The sequence below is a fragment of the Blautia sp. MCC283 genome (assembly GCF_018785565.1).
In the GTDB taxonomy this organism is placed as follows: domain Bacteria; phylum Bacillota; class Clostridia; order Lachnospirales; family Lachnospiraceae; genus Blautia_A.
Window position 1 is genome coordinate 241,376 of the sequence record NZ_WQQB01000045.1, and the last position, 16,404, is coordinate 257,779.

Genomic DNA, 16,404 nt, shown 5'->3' on the forward strand with positions numbered 1-16,404 from the left:
CAAAATCATGGTAAAAGTGCTTCGTTTCTGTGTTGGGAAAATGAACGGAAACACTTGATTTTACTGACTTTATTCAATGTAACCTTATTATAACGTCCTCCCCCCATCCCACCTCCACATTCGGATATTCCTCATATCCGCCCACACTCTGTGCGCCTTTCCTCAGATACGCCTTCACCTTTTCCCCATAAAGAAACGGATCATTTCCTTTCACGATCCCCCATTCCATAAGCAGAGCTGCGCTTCCGCTGACAAAGGGTGCCGCAAAGGAGGTTCCGGTGACAGTGGCGTAGCCTCCGCCGGGAACCGGGGCGGAGATGGATACACCGGGAGCTGCGAGGTCAGGCTTCCGGATCGGCAGGAACTGACTTCCCCTTCCGGAAAAATCTGCGTAGGCGTTCTGTCTGGAATCATAAGCTCCAACAGAAATAACTTTTCCGGCAGTGGAAGGAATCGTCAAAGTTCCCACAGCCCGCGGAGAATAAAACCCGGTTCCGCGATTCAGTACATTTCCACCCGGCAGCCAGAGGAAATACTGTCCGGAGCGCACACGTTTTCCACTTAAAAGAACTTTCCAGACACCGCTGTCCACATAATTACCCTCAGGAATGAAATCTATGTAGATTTCCTGGGACAGCTGATAGGGACCGGGTTTTCCATAATAGATCAGAAGCTCTGTATTTTCCAGCAGATGCCGCTGTGGACCCAGCCTTTCATATAATGGACCGATCCGTTCTCCGGACGGACTTTCCAGATAAATTTCCATTTCATCTTCATAATCCTTCCATAACTGTACATTTAATGTGGGCTCAAAAGCTCCCACCGCCAACTGGATTTCTTCTGTTTTCCCCTGCTGCAGGATTCCTCCTGCATGCCAGGGCTGGCTGCCGTTATTTCCGGTTCCTGTAACGATCACAGTCCGCCCCATGGCCGCAACTGTATCAATATAGTTTTCCAGAAGAGAATCCCCTCTGTGAGAACCATAATTATTCCCAAAGCTGACGTTTATAACGATCGGTTTTCTCATCTTCACTGCCTGCCGTATCAGGTAATCAATACCCTCCATCAGCTCCGTTGTCCGCGGAAATGAATTTTCCCGTGGATTTCCCATCTTTACCACCAGAAGATCACTTCTATACGCAACGCCTCGATTCACTCCCTCCGATGCTCTCCCATTTCCTGCTGCTATTCCAAGAACTGCTGTTCCATGTCCGCTGAAATCCCCAGACGGAACAAGGCGCCTGCCTTCGGTTTCCCCGAGTGTAAGCGCCTCATCAATTTCTTCCTTCGTATATTCAGTTCCTGATACATAGTTTTCCGGTGGATTTCCAGCTACACTCTGATCCCACAGTCGCAGGATCCGGGTACTTCCATCCTCATTTCTGAAATCCGGATGGAAATAGTCCACTCCGGAATCCACAATACCCACCAAAATCCCCTTGCCGGTTAAGCCATCGGCTCCATTCTGCACCGGCAAAATGCAGCTTGCCTCCCGCTCTTCAAAGGTCTCAAAATAAAGTCTCTTGGGCTTTTCTATAAACTCGATCTGCTCTCTGACTGAGTATGCAGCAATTTCCACTTCCGGCAATGTCACTACTGCATAACCACCAAGCAGCGGGACCACCTGGATCCTCTCACCACCAAGTCCGCTTTCCGGGCCACTGTACTTCACGATCACATCCCACAGCCTGGTGGTGGGATCATATCCCACATTCAGATTTCCCGATTTCGCCCGCTCATGCGGCAGGGCATTCATGGCAAGATTAAGAAGATTCTCTAATTTCTGATCTGGCATAAGGCTTTCATTTCCATTGATACATTTTTTTTATTATATGCAAAACCTTCGTTTAAAGCACCAACCATCTGTTCCAGCATTTCTCTTTTAATTCCGGGAACGAAGCTTAACAACTGACGAAGCGGCATTCCTTCCATCATCGCAGCCATCATTTCCTGATTATTTAAAAAACACTCGGTTTTTCTGTCAGCGCATTTATTTTGCGCTGTAAACTGGAAGAAGGTAAAGAATTGTTGCAATATACAAACAAATCCATCCGTACGATCAGCACCTTTTTATGTTTCTCCAGCCAAAGTCACTTTCAGACTGCTTTTAAGAAGCAATTCGGAATGACTCCCAATGAATGCAGGCGCATGGGGTCATAAATCGTCTCTAGATATCTCAAAATTCCATGGATGTAAAAAGGCATGAGCCTTTTATATGACTCATGCCTCTTCAGCTAAACAGATATCCGTGATCTTATCCGATAATGTTATGCCGTTGCTTTTTTATCATCTGTCTTCTCAAGCAGTTTCTTCACGCCCTGGATCGCTACCAATACACCAAGGATCAGCAGTAATACTGCAAATACAAGCTGTAAGGTGTTTCCAAGATCCAGCCCTGTTGTTACCAGTGCCTTTGAAAGCTTTGTGATGGTCATGCCAAGTGCTGTGAAGGTAACTGCCATCATGAATACCATCGGGATCCAGAGCATGCAGCCCTGACGTTTTGTTTTCTTTAAGAATACCGCGCAGGCTACAAGGGCAAGTACAGATAACAGCTGGTTTGCGGAACCGAACAGCGGCCAGATCTCCGCATAGCCTACTTTTGTAAGCATGTAGGCAAGTACCAGTGTGATAACTGTTGCAAAATATTTATTTGTTACGACTTTCAGGAATGGGCTCATGTTTTCCTCATCTGTATCAGAATCAAGGAAAAATTCCTGGAATGACAGACGTCCGACTCTGGCTACAGAGTCAAGGGATGTCAGTGCAAATGCAGATACTGCAAGGTTGATCAGTGTAAATACCAGAGAATGTGGGAGGCCAACTACAGAAAGGAAGTTTGCAATGGCTCCCGCAAAAATCTGCGGCTGTGTTGTAAGTCCCTGTGCTGCTGCCTCGCCATCTGCAAAAGATGCAACTGCGATCAGCGCGATGATGGCAAGCATACTTTCCATCAGCATTGCTCCAAAGGAAACAGGAAGCATATTTTTCTCATTTTTGATCTGCTTGGATGCAGTACCGGAGGATACCAGTGAATGGAAACCGGAAACAGCACCGCAGGCGATGGTTACAAACAGGATCGGAAACATGTACTGTCCGTCCACATTAAAGCTTGTAAAAGCTTTCAGGTTACAGGACGGATTGGCTACAAATACACCAATAACTGCGCCAACGATCATAAAGATCAGCAGATAACTGTTCAGATAGTCACGTGGCTGAAGCAGTGCCCATACAGGAGCAACGCTGGCGATCAGGATATATGCAAAGATGATGATATGCCAGGTTCCAAGGCTTACATACATCGGGAAATTAAGTCCCAGTGCAATTGCGGCTACCAGTAATATAATTGCTACTGCAGTGTTGATCCATTTATTGAACTTTGTATATTTAAGGAAAAATCCAAGTGCAACAGCCTCAAATATAAATAACATGGAAGTGGTTGCAACAGCTCCGTTTGCCGCTACCTTTGTAACAGCTCCTGCATCATTTGCGACAAATCCGTTAAAGGTTCCTGCTACAACATCTGCAAATGCGGCAACAACCAGAATACAGAACAGCCAGCAGAATAAAAGAAACAATTTTTTTCCAAGCTTTCCGATATACGCTTCGATGATATATCCGATAGTACGTCCTTTATTCTTTACAGATGCGTACATGGATGCAAAATCCTGCACAGCTCCAAAGAATACACCTCCGATGAGGATCCAGAGCAGAACCGGCAGCCAGCCGAAAATTGCGGCCTGGATAGGTCCGTTGATCGGGCCCGCACCTGCTATGGATGCAAACTGATGGCCAAATACTACATTTGTATCGGCCGGTACATAATCAACTCCGTCCTCCAGCTCATAAGCAGGAGTTTTTGCTTTTGGATCAATACCCCATTTGTTCTGGAGATAACGGCCATACAGAAGATATGCGCCTCCGAGAACTACAATGGCTATGATCATCATTGTTATTCCGTTCATAATATCAACTCTCTTTCCTTTGTGTTTTTTATACATGATACAATGACCGTAAAACAGTTATTGCATCAAAAAACGCCCTTGCTATCCTTTCGGATAACAAAGGCGGAATGTTCCGTGGTACCACTTTGTATTATCGTATTTATTGCTAAACGCGACCACTTATTACTGTCATATCAAACAGCCTCTTCTGTAACGTGAAGACTACGTCCCGGCTTACTTAACCTTTCTATTCAGCGGGATGCTCCCAGGTGATATCACAAAATACCTTCTGCCGCTTCTCATCAGCCTGCGGCTCTCTGTAATCCGGCATACTTTTTGTGGTCTGTCCTGTTCCATGCATTTCTCTTTTTTATTTATCTAATGTTTTACTCCTTTTTTTATAAAATTTCAACAAATAATTTATACATATTTTATAAATTTGCATACGTTTTTTTGTGCACATTTCAATTTCAAAAATAAAAGGCATCTATTTCTCGCAGAATTTTTCTCTTTACTTTTCCTGAAAAAATCTGCTATAATAATCCTCGCGCAAATTGAATATGGATTTTTCTGACACTAAATATCGCTTTGGCTGATGTCTGATGGCCGGGGCATATTTGGTGTCTTTTTTTGTGCTGAAATCCTATTTCATACTTTCATTCAATAAACAAGGAGGGCTCATCATGCCAAAAACAAAACACCCCAGCATCTGGGAGTTTGCAGCATTGACAATAGCTCCCACCTGAAGTCTGGTAATGTCTCCCTGCCAGATAGAGATTTTTTCTGCAAAAACATCTCTGCTGTTGCAGCTGTCTTTTACTGTGGGAATCTGGTCCAGAGTCACGATTCCTTTTTCCCGGGCATCTTCCTGAAGAAATGCATCCTGTACTTCCTGCACCTCAGCATCCAGATGACGGGGCATGCGGATATTCATTAAAGACCGGAGGATCCTTCGTTTCTCCGGCTCGGAATCCGGTACTGCAAGATCACTGTATTCTCCAGAATCCTCTTTAAATTTTTCTACAAGATAATCGAGACGTTGTTTCTGCTCCATAAGATTCTCCCCTCCTATTACATATTCTTCCTGATATCATCCAAGCTCTCACAAAGATCCCGGTTGATCCCGATTCCCCTTTTACCAAAGCTCTCCGGTATCACTGCCTCATCCAGGTTCAGCCGCACCAGATTTACATTCTTATTCTCCCGCACCATTTTTTCAAATGGAAAACGGATAATGGATGGGGTGTTAAAACCAACTCCAAGCTCCTTGCTTTAAGTCAAGGATTTTTTTGCCCGATCACGAAAAAGCAATAAAAATGCGGCATATATGTAAAACAGATCCATACTCCACTTTATGATCCGTTTTCCGTCACATACGCCGCATTACCCATTATTCAGAAAATGTATATCTTACCATGTATCCTTTTCCATCACCGGTCACGATCACAACCCCGCCGTCGGGATTCTCAATCTTATCAATGATTGGAAATCTTCCTTTTTCTTTGACATAAGCTTCCGGACTCTCAATCTTTGCTTCAACGATCTCTTGCTGAGAATGGCGATCACCACCACAGGGATTAATAGTTTCAATAATGATCTCGTATTCCTTCATACCCTTCACCTCTTTCATAACGCAGTTTTTCGGTTCCTATACTTATATTTTATCGCAAAAATCCCGGCTCTGCAAAATGTATTCTGCACAAAATATCAGAAGATTTATTGGTGTCTTTCACTATATTCAGGCTTCTTCCGCATCCATCTCTTTTTGGATCTCATCTTCGCTTTCTGCCATAGCCTGAAGTGTCATAGTAAGAAGTTTCGCAAGATCCCAGCCCAGCTGATCTGCGCCTCGCTGGATCACTTCTCTGGAACAGCCTGCCGCGAAACCTTTGCTTTTATATTTCTTTTTCAGGGATTTCAGCTCCATATCCTTGGTACTCTTGGACGGACGCATCAGCGCCGCTGCCCAGATCAAACCGGTGAGCTCATCCGCTGCAAAAAGGACTTTTTCCATCTCATGCTCCGGCGCAGTCTCAATGGTAGCTCCACAGCCAACAGTAATTCCATATCCATGAGAAACCACCGCATGAATGATATCTTCTCCCACACCTGCCTCACGGAGAAGTTCCGGTGCTTTCAGGCAGTGTTCTTCCGGGTAAAGTTCAAAATCAATATCATGGAGCAGACCTACAATGCCCCAGTATTCTGCGTCATCGCCATAGCCCAGCTCTTTTGCATACCATTTCATCACTGCCTCCACAGTCAGTGCATGCTGGATGTGAAAAGGATCTTTGTTGTATTTTTTTAATAATGCAAATGCTTCGTCTCTTGCTATATGTTCCATTTTTCTGTCCTCGATTCTGTTCTACTATCTATCACATCTGTCTTGCTGTACCAGAAAACCATATGTTCTGCCATTCTTCATTGTATTCTGACACAGCCCGATGCATACATTATTCTACAAAGTAGATCCTGCTCTCGTCAAAACGATCCTGCTGCTTCCTGCTCTCTGCCGGATATCCCAGGGCAAAGAGGGAAAAAACTTCCACATTCTCCGGAAGTTTCAGAATATCATGGACCAGATCCATGCGATCCTGCATCGGCGCGATTCCGATCCAAACGCCGCCAAGTCCCAGCGCATCCGTTTCCAGCCAGATATTTTCCTGGGCGATAGACATGTCGATCTGCGCCATGTCCTGCACAACCAGTCCCTCTTTCCGATATACCGGAACGATCACAACCGGCGCACCTGCCGCACATCCGGAATAAGGAGTCGCTTTGGAAAGTTCCCTGATCTTCTCCTTATCTGTCACAACATAAAACTCCCACGGCTGCTGATTACATGCACTTGGCGCCTGCATACCGGCTTTCAGGATCTGAAGGATTTTCTCTTTCTCCACGGGTTTATCTTCATATTTACGGATACTTACTCTGTGAAAAATATTCTCCATGATATTTCCTCCTCGTCTTTATGATCTACATTACTTTTCTGGTTTTATTTTGTCAGTGGGACTTCCACATTCTGTCTCTTTAATCATATCCTTCTCTGACAAAATCCTCTTTGCTCATTTTAGCACAGTTTTTTGCAGACGGACAGACCACATTCCTGAAAACGTTTACACGGTATCCTATACCCATTTTTTCTTTCTCAGATACAACATACATCCCAGGCACAGCACCAGCTGCAGGATCGAAGAAAACGGTGTTGCCAGCCCGATATCAAACAGCGTCGCACCGGCTCTGCAGCTCATAAAACATGACACCGGAACTCTCACACAGAAAGCACCTATGATTCCCTGGATCATTACAAACTTCGTCATACCGATTCCATTATAAAATCCGATATAGCAGAAAAAGATTGCCGTAAACAGACAGTCAATGGCATAAGCTTTCAGGTAATCTGCCGCTGCCTCGATGACCATTGCATCGGAGGAAAAAATTCCCGCCAGCACATTTCCATGGAAAAATGACAGGAAAAACATTCCAACACCAATGGCAAAAGAAACCGCCACACCATTTTCCGGAGAGTCCGGCCGTGGACCCCGATATCCGTTTTATGCATTTCAAAAGGCAGCTCTTTTTTGCGGATAACGCCAAAGGAAACGATCACACTGATGATCTGTGCAAATACAGTTGCAAAAGCAGCTCCTGACGTTCCCATCTTAAATCCCGCACAGAGGATCAGATCCCCTGCAATATTGAATACACATGCAACGGCAACCGTAAACAGCGGCGTTCTGGAATCCCCGATCCCCCTGAAAATACAGCCGATCAGATTGTACGCCACGATCACCAGCATACCGCCGCCACAGATCCGCACATAAGCAACTGTTTTGTCAAAAGCTTCCTCCGGCGCATTCATAATGCTGCTTACCTGTGGTGCAAAAATCACAAGCACCGCAGTCATGACCAGTGCGATCACCGTAAACATCACAATAGCCGTTCCTACTGTCCGTCCTCCCTGTTTCCGCTCTCCACAGCCAATCTGCTGTCCCAGGAGCACTGTCGTTCCCATGGCAAAACTGCTCACAAGATTGGTAAGCGTCATCAGGATCTTGCCCTGTGTAAAAGTGTTGTTTTTTTCTATTCTTATCCTCCTCTTCTTAATAAACGTTAAAAAAGCTGGATAAGCAACAGACATCTCAGCCTGTCATCTTATCCAGCCATTGTTTCCGTCGAACAATCACCCCTCCGATGAACATCCACAGTATACTATATGCGATTTTTTACGTCAACCTTGATCTTACGCAATTCAGTTTCAAAAATATAATCTCTTTTGTCTGCAGCTGCACATTACGTATCTCATTTATTTTTATATACACCCAGCACATTTTCAATATAATCTGCCATTTCCTGCGCCATCTCAAACTGCTCCGGAATACGGGGATGCCCCGGCGTAGCCACACCGTTTCTGCTGAACAGAAAATGTGAGATCTTCTCATCTTTCACAGAATTTACAACCCGGTCAATAGCATCATCCCAGCTCTTATCATGCTGCAAAACAGTCGTACAGCAGACGATCCACGCCTCCGGATAAACACCACGGAGCTTTTTCAGAAAATCCCCATAGTGACTCCGCCACCTGTCAGCCATCTCACAACAATATGAATAACTCTTCTCCACCTGCGTCACCTGCTCCTGATCCGGTTCCTGTTCGTGAACACAGACACCCTGTGCTTTCTTCTCAGCCTCCACTTTCATATAATCCACCGGATAATTATCATTCTGGCCCAGAGCCACGATCACCACCTGGGGAACAAATTTCGAAAAATCCCACTCCGTCATCTCCCCAAGCATGGTGTTATAATGAATCTTATCCCACGCAGTCTCCATTCCAGTCTGCTCTGGCCTGTGAAACCACCCATGACCATCCATCAGCGCGATCCCGCCCTGAGCAATATCATGAAGTCGCGCCCCAAGCATCCTCGCCGTCATCCAAGGAAAAGAAAACCAGCAATTAGAAAAACCCCCTTCATGCTCCATATCCGTTTTACCAATAAAATCAATCGCCTCCACCGACTCCCCGGCAGAAACCGAATCCCCATAAACCTCAATCCTACGCTCCGAAACCGGAGGCAGCTCAATCAATCTCTCACCATCCCCAATCTCAAACCCCAGAATCTTCAGCTCATGACACCCATCCTGCCTCTTAAAAAACAACACATGATGCACCCCAGACTCATTCTCCGGCACCCTAACCTCAATAACCGTCTCACCGGACTTTTTCAAATAAAACGCCGACTGCACCTGATCCAGAATACACCCCAGATAATTCTGCCAGTACTCATTAAAATTCTCCACATGAATCCTCAGCACCTCCCCTGAAAACCAAAACTCCGCCGAAGACCCCGGAAACACCCAGACCGGCTCCGCCTCCACCCTACAGTCAATCCTCCCTGTATATCGAATCCTCTCATCATTGGCACAAATCCACATAAAATATCCCCTTAACTTTTTGTTTATAGCTCACACATCACTTATTACAGATTATACTCACCATACAGCTTCTGACGCCATTTTACATCCGTCACCACACGCTGCACTTCATCCGACCGCCCCTCCAGAAACAATCGATTGATCAGTGCACTCAATCTTGCTTCACCCTCTGCTTTTCCTTCCGCTTTTCCTTCCGCTTTTCCAATCGCCATTCCTTCCTCGCGAAGCCTCTCAGATTCCAACTGCAAAACTTTTCCACCCATAACCTCGCCAACTCCTTTCCGAACTTTTTCTTTATTCCTGAAAACATAATCCGATATTCTGATAATCAGCCTGTTCAGATCTGTATACAACTCTGACCTCCCGGAAATCGAAATTTCCTTCCCCAGTTTATTACGTATATCTTCATATTCACTTAATAATCTCTGAAGTTTTTCCGAATCTTTCTCTATTATATCCGCAGACTTCTCATATCTCATAATATAAAATGGAAGCAGCATCAGAAGCTTTTTCTCAAAAATACTATCTTTTGTATAATGCTCCACTTTCACAGTTGGAACCCGATATACACACATCTGAGAATCCGGAAGGATTAACTCTACCTCCAGAAAATCCGGTGTCCTTTTTCCGCTTCTCAAATATAGTACGCAAGATCTGGGAAATTCTACGCAATATCTCCCATCAACTTTTTTTCTGTGTTCCAATGCAATCGCAAAATCATACTCAACCATCCTGACCGCCATTGTTTCATCATCCAGGCTCTGGCATTCAATATGATACAACATATCGCCAATCCTCAGACAGGAGTCGGTAATAATCTCCCCATCTTCCAACTGATGTTCATTACGAAGCTGAACAATCTTAACATCCTCCGGATATGCGGTATGGAACACCTCATTAATAAGCGGAACCACCAGATAAGTCATCTTCTCCACCATTGTCCGGAAAACATCATCGAATATAGTATTGTTGGTCATTAACACTCCTACTGGTATATAAAATTATACCACATCACCCAAACATAAAAACCCCATAAAATGGATTTTCACAAACTCTACAGTAACTCCAAATGGAAAACGCTCCAGAACATGAAGCTCCAAGAATGTCCATACAGACAAAGATCTTATAAGATATAATAACCATACCACGCATCACCCCAAAAATCATCCAAAACTATTCCAAAAATTATCCCATAATCCGACATCCACTCCCGCCAAACCACAAGGAAACTCAGCCTTTCCACCCAGGCATCCAGCGCAGCGCTGATGCCTCATCCAACCCCCGAGCAGCCACTCAACCTAACCTTCCCATACAAATTTCCGAGCAGCCACCCTAAATCTCCCAACCTGAACACCCAACCGCGAAAGCCACCCAACCCTCCCGCCCTGAATAACCAGCCGTGGAGTGTGCATCGGTTCTGGCTGACTCTGCAGGAGGGGAGCTGATTCTTGGCTGGCGGAAATCTGCGTTGTTTTACAAAAGTTCGCTGTTTGAGCGGCTGCAAGACGCGAGTTCGGACTTTTGTAAAACGCTTTTAGCAGATTCCCGGCAGCCTAGAAGCCAGCCCCCGACGAAGCCCCAGCCAGAACCGATGCACACTCCACGGCGTCCTATTCACGTCCTATACTTGCATCCCCCCACCATTTATCATAAAATAAAAACAAAAACCCAAAGGAGGAATCCCCATGTACACCATCGGCCAGGTATCCGAGATGTTCCATCTCCCCGTCTCCACCCTACGCTACTACGACAAAGAAGGCCTCTTCCCCAACCTCAAACGCGAATCCGGCATCCGCAAATTCAACGACCACGAACTGGAAGCCCTCCGCATGATCGAATGCCTCAAAGCCTCCGGCCTGGAAATCAAAGGCATCAAACAATTCTTCGAATGGTGCAACCAGGGAAGCAGCACCTACCAGAACCGCAAAGAACTCTTCGAGACAAGAAAAAAAGCCGTAGAACAGGAAATCCTACGACTCAATAAAACCCTCGATATGCTCAAATACAAATGCTGGTACTACGACCAGGCCATGAAAGAAGGAAACGAAGACAAGATCCGCCAGATGCTCCCGGACAACCTCCCGAAAGACATCCAGCAGCTATACGACAACGGCCACAAATAACTACCACGTCCGCCGCATATAAACAATCCCCGTAACATCTGCCATCACCCAGCCAATGGGAATCGCCACCCAGATTCCCACCTCACCGAACACAACAGAAAGAACATAAGCCAGCAGAACACGAAGTCCCAGGGAGATCACCGTCAGCACAACCGACATCTCCGCCCGCTTGATCGCCCGGTAATAACCATACAGCAGAAACAGACAGCCAATCCCAAGATAAAACGCACCCTCGATCCGGAGATACTTCACCCCCGCAGCAATCACGGCCACCTCTTTCCCACTGACAAAAATCTTCATCAGCGGCCCGGCAAACAGACACACCAGCACTGAGATCATCACACTAAACCCGATACTCATGGCAAAAGCCACCCTGGTACCCTTGCGGATACGCTCCTGATTCCCGGCACCATAATTCTGCGCCACAAATGTAGAAAAGGCATTTCCAAAATCCTGAACCGGAAGATAGGCAAAAGTATCAATCTTCACAGCAGCCGCAAAAGCAGCCATCACCGTAGCCCCGAAACTGTTCACCAATCCCTGGACCATCAGAATACCAAAATTCATCACTGACTGCTGCAGACAGGTCAGAGAAGAAAGATTCACGATCTCACCAAGAATCCCCCGGTCAAAACAAAGCTCCTCTTTTCCAGGCAGAAGATCTTTGCAGGAATGCAGCACATAAATGGTAATCCCGATTCCTGACACATACTGAACGATCACCGTAGCAAAGGCCGCACCTGCAATCCCCCAGGAAAGAACCGCCACAAACAAAAGATCCAGTCCAATATTCAGGACAGCGGAAACCGCCAGAAAAACAAGAGGCACCGTGGAATTACCAAGAGCCCTTAAAAGGCAGGAAAAAAAGTTATAAAGGGATGTTGCCACAAGCCCTGCAAAGATCACAAGCAGATATGTTTTCATCCCATCGTACACTTCTTCCGGCACCCGCAGGAACCAGAGGATCGGGTCCGTAAAAAGGTACACCAGCACATTTAACAGCACCGTTACACCCATGATCAGTCCAAAAGCATGGACAACAGAAAGCCGCAGCTCCCGGTCACTGCCCTTTCCCTTATAAATCGAAAAAAGAGCACCAGAACCCATACTCAGTCCCAGAAAAACAGATGTCAGAAACGTCATCAAAGTATAGGCAGAACCAACGGCTGCCAGCGCATTTTTTCCAAGCACACGTCCTACGATCAGGGTATCCGCAATATTATAAAACTGCTGCAGAAGATTACCCGCGATCATAGGCAGCGCAAACAGGATCAGACATTTGCCGATCCTGCCTTTTGTCAGATCATAATACATTTTGCTACACTCCATCATCCTCATACGCCAAAAATCAGGCCCCGATTTCTGACATACAGGAAAATGTCAGAGAAACCGAAACCTGATCTTCTTTGTATTTATAATCACAGGAATACCGGGGACGAAATTTTGCCCTGATACTCTACATAGGATTTATGATAAATCTTTCGGAATGATTATGCAACCTTCTTTCTTCAACATGTCTGCGGGATTTTCTTCCTGAAATGATACTTCCGCCTTCTGTCACTGCCAGCACTATCACCACAAAATATAACACCATCTGAAGCCCTCCCACATGTCCGGAAAAATCCATATACGGATTATACCAGTCCAGGATTTTTGCTGTTATGGAAACCAGGCTGCATACAACACAGACATGCAGGAGCATTTTTCTTATTGTGCTTAATATCTTTATAAAGATCCCTCCGTAATAAAAATTCCATCTTCGATCTCATGCTCCGGTTTGTAAGGATCATTGACCACTTTTCCGTTCATTTCCATAAAAGAACAGTGGCCGCCGTCAAGATTATAAGCCACCTTACAGCCAAGATCCTCAAACACCTTTGCCATCTCATCCAGGAACATTCCCCTGGAGTTCTGCTGCCGCCCGTCCACAAGAAGCAGGCAGTAATGTCCCGGTTCAAAATACCCGATGGCAGTCCGCGGATGAGACCGGCGAATGTAAGTCCAGGTCCAGAATTTATCATTCGCCTTTCCATTTGCATCCAGCAGACTTGGCCCAAAGATCCAGCTCTGATAAGCACCTCTGCCGATCAGTTTTTGCTCATCCAGCTGCCCCGGCTGATAGATATCCATTGTTCCGTCCCAGTTGAGAACACAGGTTTCCTCACCGGACTGCTGGCTGCGGTAGATCACACCGTTTCGTATGATCGTACCATTATTCTTATGACGGTTGTTGCTGTAGGAATCTCCGTTGACCGACAATATGGATTTCATTCTTGCAGACATATCCGTAAGTTTTTCCGTATAGCCAATTCCATAGGTATCCTGTGCAAACGCAGTCTGGAAGCAGGTAATATCACCAATATAAATATCCGCCAGCACATAGGAAATTTTACTTCCGTATTTTGCATAACTGCCACCGTGTGTGTTATCCACAGTTCCGGAATCGTACTGATGATGAGAAATCTGAATGGACAGATTGGGACTTGTGTATGATGTATCTGTAGAAACCACTGTATCGGTAAATTTGTCCGCAAATTTCTTATGCCAGTCCTGGGTACTGAGGACCTTTCTTGTCTGTGTAAGTTCTGTTCCATCCGAATTTACAACATTTCCGGATGTTCCTGTCCCATCCTGCCCGGATCCGGAGATCCTGCACCTGAATCTCCTCGGACGCATCCGGTCCTTTGTTGGCAAATTTCTCCACCATCCGCTGGTACTGGCGCAGATTTGCATTCACTCTTGTCACCAGCTCCGCCGGGTCAAAAGGCTTCGAAATATAATCATCGGCTCCCAGTCCAAGGCCCCGCACCTTATCCACGGATTCTGTACGGGCAGTTACCATAAGAATGGGAATATCCAATTTGTCACGGATCTCCCGGCAAATCTGGTAACCACTTTTTCCGGGAAGCATCAGATCCAGAAGAACAAGGTCAAACTGCTCCTCCTCTGCGATCTGCGCCGCGTCCATTCCATCTGCCAGTATCTTTGTCTCAAAACCGGACGCCTGAAGATAGGCTTCTTCGATCATACTGATATCCGGATCGTCTTCTATGATAAGGATTTTTTTATTGTACGCCATTTTTTTCTCCCTTCTGCACTTCTGACAGAGTTCCTGCTGCCGGAAGCTCCATGCGTACCACGAAACCGTCCGCATTTTCACCGCGGACATTTCCTCCCATTGCTTCCACGAGATATTTCACAATATACAATCCAAGGCCGTTTCCTTCTTTTTTGTTTCTGGACTCATCGCCTCTGTAAAATTCATCAAATACATAGGGCAGTTTTTCCTCCGGAACACCTACACCATTGTCACGGAAACAGATCTCCACGCCACCTTCTGTTCTTTTCAGGGAAAGTTCTGTTTTCAGCACATCACGTTCTGCATACTTCCGGCTGTTTTCCAGAAGATTGTCAAAAATACGCTGCAGCTGTTCCGGATCTGCATCGACATCCAGGTGAATATCCCCTGTTTCTGCCTGCATCTGCTCTTTTTCCTTATCCAGAAGTTCCTGCTTTCCGTTCACATAATTCCGGATAAAATCAGCAATCTCTATTTTCTGAACAGAAAGGGGCATATTTCCGGTTTCGATCTTTGAAACATAGAACAGCTGGTTCAGAAGTCCTTCCATATCTCCGGTCCGACGGTATGCAGCCTGCAAAAACTTCTCCTGCATTTCCGGAGTTGCCGCAATGCCGTCCATAAGTCCTTTGATCGTTCCCCGGATGGCAGTCAGCGGCGTACGCAGGTCATGGGAGATTCCGGCGATCATATCTGTTCTGGCTTTCTCATATTTCCGGTTCTTCTCCTGCTCCCGCAAGATGTGCTCCTGCATATGATTAAAGGTGATGCACACATCCTCAAATTCCGCATCTCCCACATACCGGATCTCCGTTGTCAGATCGTTGTGCCGGATGCGGTCTGCACCCTGTGCCAGAAGGTCCAGAGGCTCCATAATATTTTTCTCCAGATTCCGTGTGAAAATCTGGCTGATCAGCAAAAGTACAAGGATACAGATAATTCCATCTGCTCCAAATAAAAGGATAAACTCATTTCTGTGGATTGTCCAGCTTTCCAGAAAATCATCCAGATCTCCGAGAAGTTCCCGGTCATCCTTATGTTGGTATTTTACATTGTCAGAATCCGAAAAATTCGATGTGCCACTTCCATCAATAAGGTCTTCTATAGATGTCTTCAGTTCTTTTTCCACTGATTCCGCATAAATCTTCACCACTGCCAGATTAATAGCCAGAAAGATCAGAAGCGTCACCAGCACCATCAGTGCATTTGAAAGAAAAATCCTTCTTTTTACTGTTCCCTTTTCCATGTTTTCACCCTCCTGCAGTTATTTGGTGTAGAGCTACGCAGCGAAGCGGATTGCGAATATCCGCTTGACGCAAAACGCTTTTGTTCATCTTCCTTATACAGCGTTTTTCTAAACAGCAACAGCGGAAAAAACTAAACAGTTTCTAAACTTATTTTTTATCTGCATTGGATCTTCTCTATGCTTTTTTATCATAACACAAACACCTTCACCTGTCGTCCTGTATGACAAAATGTTTCTTATTTTTCCAAAACCATTGACACAAAATCTCTGCGCGTTATAATGTTAGTTGTAACTAATTTATGTTGGCGGATATCTTTCCGCTTTCACTGTTCACATACAGCTTTTTATGGAGGAATCATGCCACTGAATTTAGCTGATATCAACACCGATTATATCATTCAGAAAATATGCGGGAATGAAGGGGACCGCCATTATCTGGAAACCCTGGGGTTTATCGAAGGCGCAACTGTACGGATCGTATCAATCCTTCTCGGCTCTTACATCGTCCGCATACAGGAAAGCAAAATCGGTATCAGTCAGGATTTTACAAAAATGATCATCGTGCAGGCCTGAAAA

The 16,404-nt window shown here is 45.5% G+C and carries 17 protein-coding genes and 1 pseudogene; 3 read left to right on the forward strand and 15 right to left on the reverse strand.

Annotated elements, in window-relative coordinates:
* Positions 1-73: 73 nt before the first annotated feature.
* Together GPK81_RS13745 and GPK81_RS13750 are read right to left on the reverse strand one after the other, a co-directional pair.
* Positions 74-1,795 carry a S8 family peptidase gene (locus tag GPK81_RS13745; RefSeq protein ID WP_215707218.1) on the reverse strand — a complete coding sequence of 574 codons (1,722 nt, stop codon included), beginning with the start codon at positions 1,793-1,795 and terminating at the stop codon, positions 74-76.
* Complete coding sequence (locus GPK81_RS13750) at positions 1,777-1,935, reverse strand: hypothetical protein (protein ID WP_174088052.1); 159 nt, start codon at positions 1,933-1,935, stop codon at positions 1,777-1,779. Before GPK81_RS13750 ends, GPK81_RS13745 begins: the two co-directional genes overlap by 19 nt.
* A gap of 90 nt (positions 1,936-2,025) precedes the next feature.
* On the opposite strand from GPK81_RS13750, the gene GPK81_RS18575 reads away from it, so the two are divergent.
* Complete coding sequence (locus tag GPK81_RS18575; RefSeq protein ID WP_442860747.1) at positions 2,026-2,160, forward strand: helix-turn-helix domain-containing protein; 135 nt, start codon at positions 2,026-2,028, stop codon at positions 2,158-2,160.
* Positions 2,161-2,267: 107 nt separating this feature from the next.
* Here the strand turns inward: GPK81_RS18575 and GPK81_RS13760 are convergent, their stop codons facing one another.
* The 9 genes and pseudogenes from GPK81_RS13760 to GPK81_RS13800 form a co-directional block, all read right to left on the reverse strand.
* Complete coding sequence (locus GPK81_RS13760) at positions 2,268-3,965, reverse strand: carbon starvation CstA family protein (protein WP_118061839.1); 1,698 nt, start codon at positions 3,963-3,965, stop codon at positions 2,268-2,270.
* A gap of 670 nt (positions 3,966-4,635) precedes the next feature.
* Positions 4,636-4,998: pseudogene (locus GPK81_RS13765) on the reverse strand (protein-ADP-ribose hydrolase); the annotation flags it as partial.
* 336 nt (positions 4,999-5,334) lie between these two features.
* Positions 5,335-5,556 (reverse strand): hypothetical protein, encoded by a 222-nt coding sequence (locus GPK81_RS13770; protein WP_092069892.1) that lies wholly within the window; start codon positions 5,554-5,556, stop codon positions 5,335-5,337.
* A 126-nt stretch (positions 5,557-5,682) separates the two neighbouring features.
* Entirely contained in the window at positions 5,683-6,288 is a 606-nt protein-coding gene (locus GPK81_RS13775; protein ID WP_021977529.1) for a hypothetical protein, read from the reverse strand.
* Positions 6,289-6,397: 109 nt separating this feature from the next.
* Positions 6,398-6,895, reverse strand: a complete 498-nt coding sequence (locus GPK81_RS13780) for a nitroreductase family protein (RefSeq protein WP_118061831.1) — start codon at positions 6,893-6,895, stop codon at positions 6,398-6,400.
* A 177-nt stretch (positions 6,896-7,072) separates the two neighbouring features.
* Positions 7,073-7,426: an MATE family efflux transporter gene (locus GPK81_RS13785; protein ID WP_215707219.1), complete on the reverse strand. Its 354-nt coding sequence runs from the start codon at positions 7,424-7,426 to the stop codon at positions 7,073-7,075.
* Positions 7,336-7,992 (reverse strand): MATE family efflux transporter, encoded by a 657-nt coding sequence (locus GPK81_RS13790; RefSeq protein WP_215707220.1) that lies wholly within the window; start codon positions 7,990-7,992, stop codon positions 7,336-7,338. Before GPK81_RS13790 ends, GPK81_RS13785 begins: the two co-directional genes overlap by 91 nt.
* 254 nt (positions 7,993-8,246) lie before the next feature.
* Positions 8,247-9,380 (reverse strand): electron transporter RnfD, encoded by a 1,134-nt coding sequence (locus GPK81_RS13795; RefSeq protein WP_118071806.1) that lies wholly within the window; start codon positions 9,378-9,380, stop codon positions 8,247-8,249.
* Between the two features lie 44 nt (positions 9,381-9,424).
* Positions 9,425-10,357, reverse strand: coding sequence for a hypothetical protein (locus GPK81_RS13800; RefSeq protein WP_215707221.1), 933 nt, complete (start codon positions 10,355-10,357; stop codon positions 9,425-9,427).
* 708 nt (positions 10,358-11,065) lie between these two features.
* On the opposite strand from GPK81_RS13800, the gene GPK81_RS13805 reads away from it, so the two are divergent.
* Positions 11,066-11,503 (forward strand): MerR family transcriptional regulator, encoded by a 438-nt coding sequence (locus tag GPK81_RS13805; protein ID WP_021975878.1) that lies wholly within the window; start codon positions 11,066-11,068, stop codon positions 11,501-11,503.
* Here the strand turns inward: GPK81_RS13805 and GPK81_RS13810 are convergent, their stop codons facing one another.
* The 4 genes from GPK81_RS13810 to GPK81_RS13820 all read right to left on the reverse strand — a co-directional run bounded on the left by GPK81_RS13810 (position 11,504) and on the right by GPK81_RS13820 (position 15,828).
* The gene (locus GPK81_RS13810; protein ID WP_215707222.1) at positions 11,504-12,817 is read right to left on the reverse strand and encodes an MATE family efflux transporter; all 1,314 of its coding nucleotides are present in this window, start codon (positions 12,815-12,817) and stop codon (positions 11,504-11,506) included. It lies immediately after the preceding gene.
* A 411-nt stretch (positions 12,818-13,228) separates the two neighbouring features.
* Positions 13,229-13,786 (reverse strand): phosphodiester glycosidase family protein, encoded by a 558-nt coding sequence (locus tag GPK81_RS18370; protein ID WP_118061825.1) that lies wholly within the window; start codon positions 13,784-13,786, stop codon positions 13,229-13,231.
* A gap of 256 nt (positions 13,787-14,042) precedes the next feature.
* Positions 14,043-14,582, reverse strand: coding sequence for a response regulator transcription factor (locus tag GPK81_RS13815; RefSeq protein WP_215707223.1), 540 nt, complete (start codon positions 14,580-14,582; stop codon positions 14,043-14,045).
* On the reverse strand, positions 14,569-15,828 hold the full coding sequence (locus GPK81_RS13820; RefSeq protein WP_215707224.1) for a HAMP domain-containing sensor histidine kinase: 1,260 nt from the start codon (positions 15,826-15,828) through the stop codon (positions 14,569-14,571). Before GPK81_RS13820 ends, GPK81_RS13815 begins: the two co-directional genes overlap by 14 nt.
* 357 nt (positions 15,829-16,185) lie before the next feature.
* Between GPK81_RS13820 and GPK81_RS13825 the strand changes: the two genes are divergently transcribed.
* Positions 16,186-16,401: a FeoA family protein gene (locus GPK81_RS13825; RefSeq protein WP_021975815.1), complete on the forward strand. Its 216-nt coding sequence runs from the start codon at positions 16,186-16,188 to the stop codon at positions 16,399-16,401.
* The last annotated feature ends 3 nt before the right edge of the window (positions 16,402-16,404 follow it).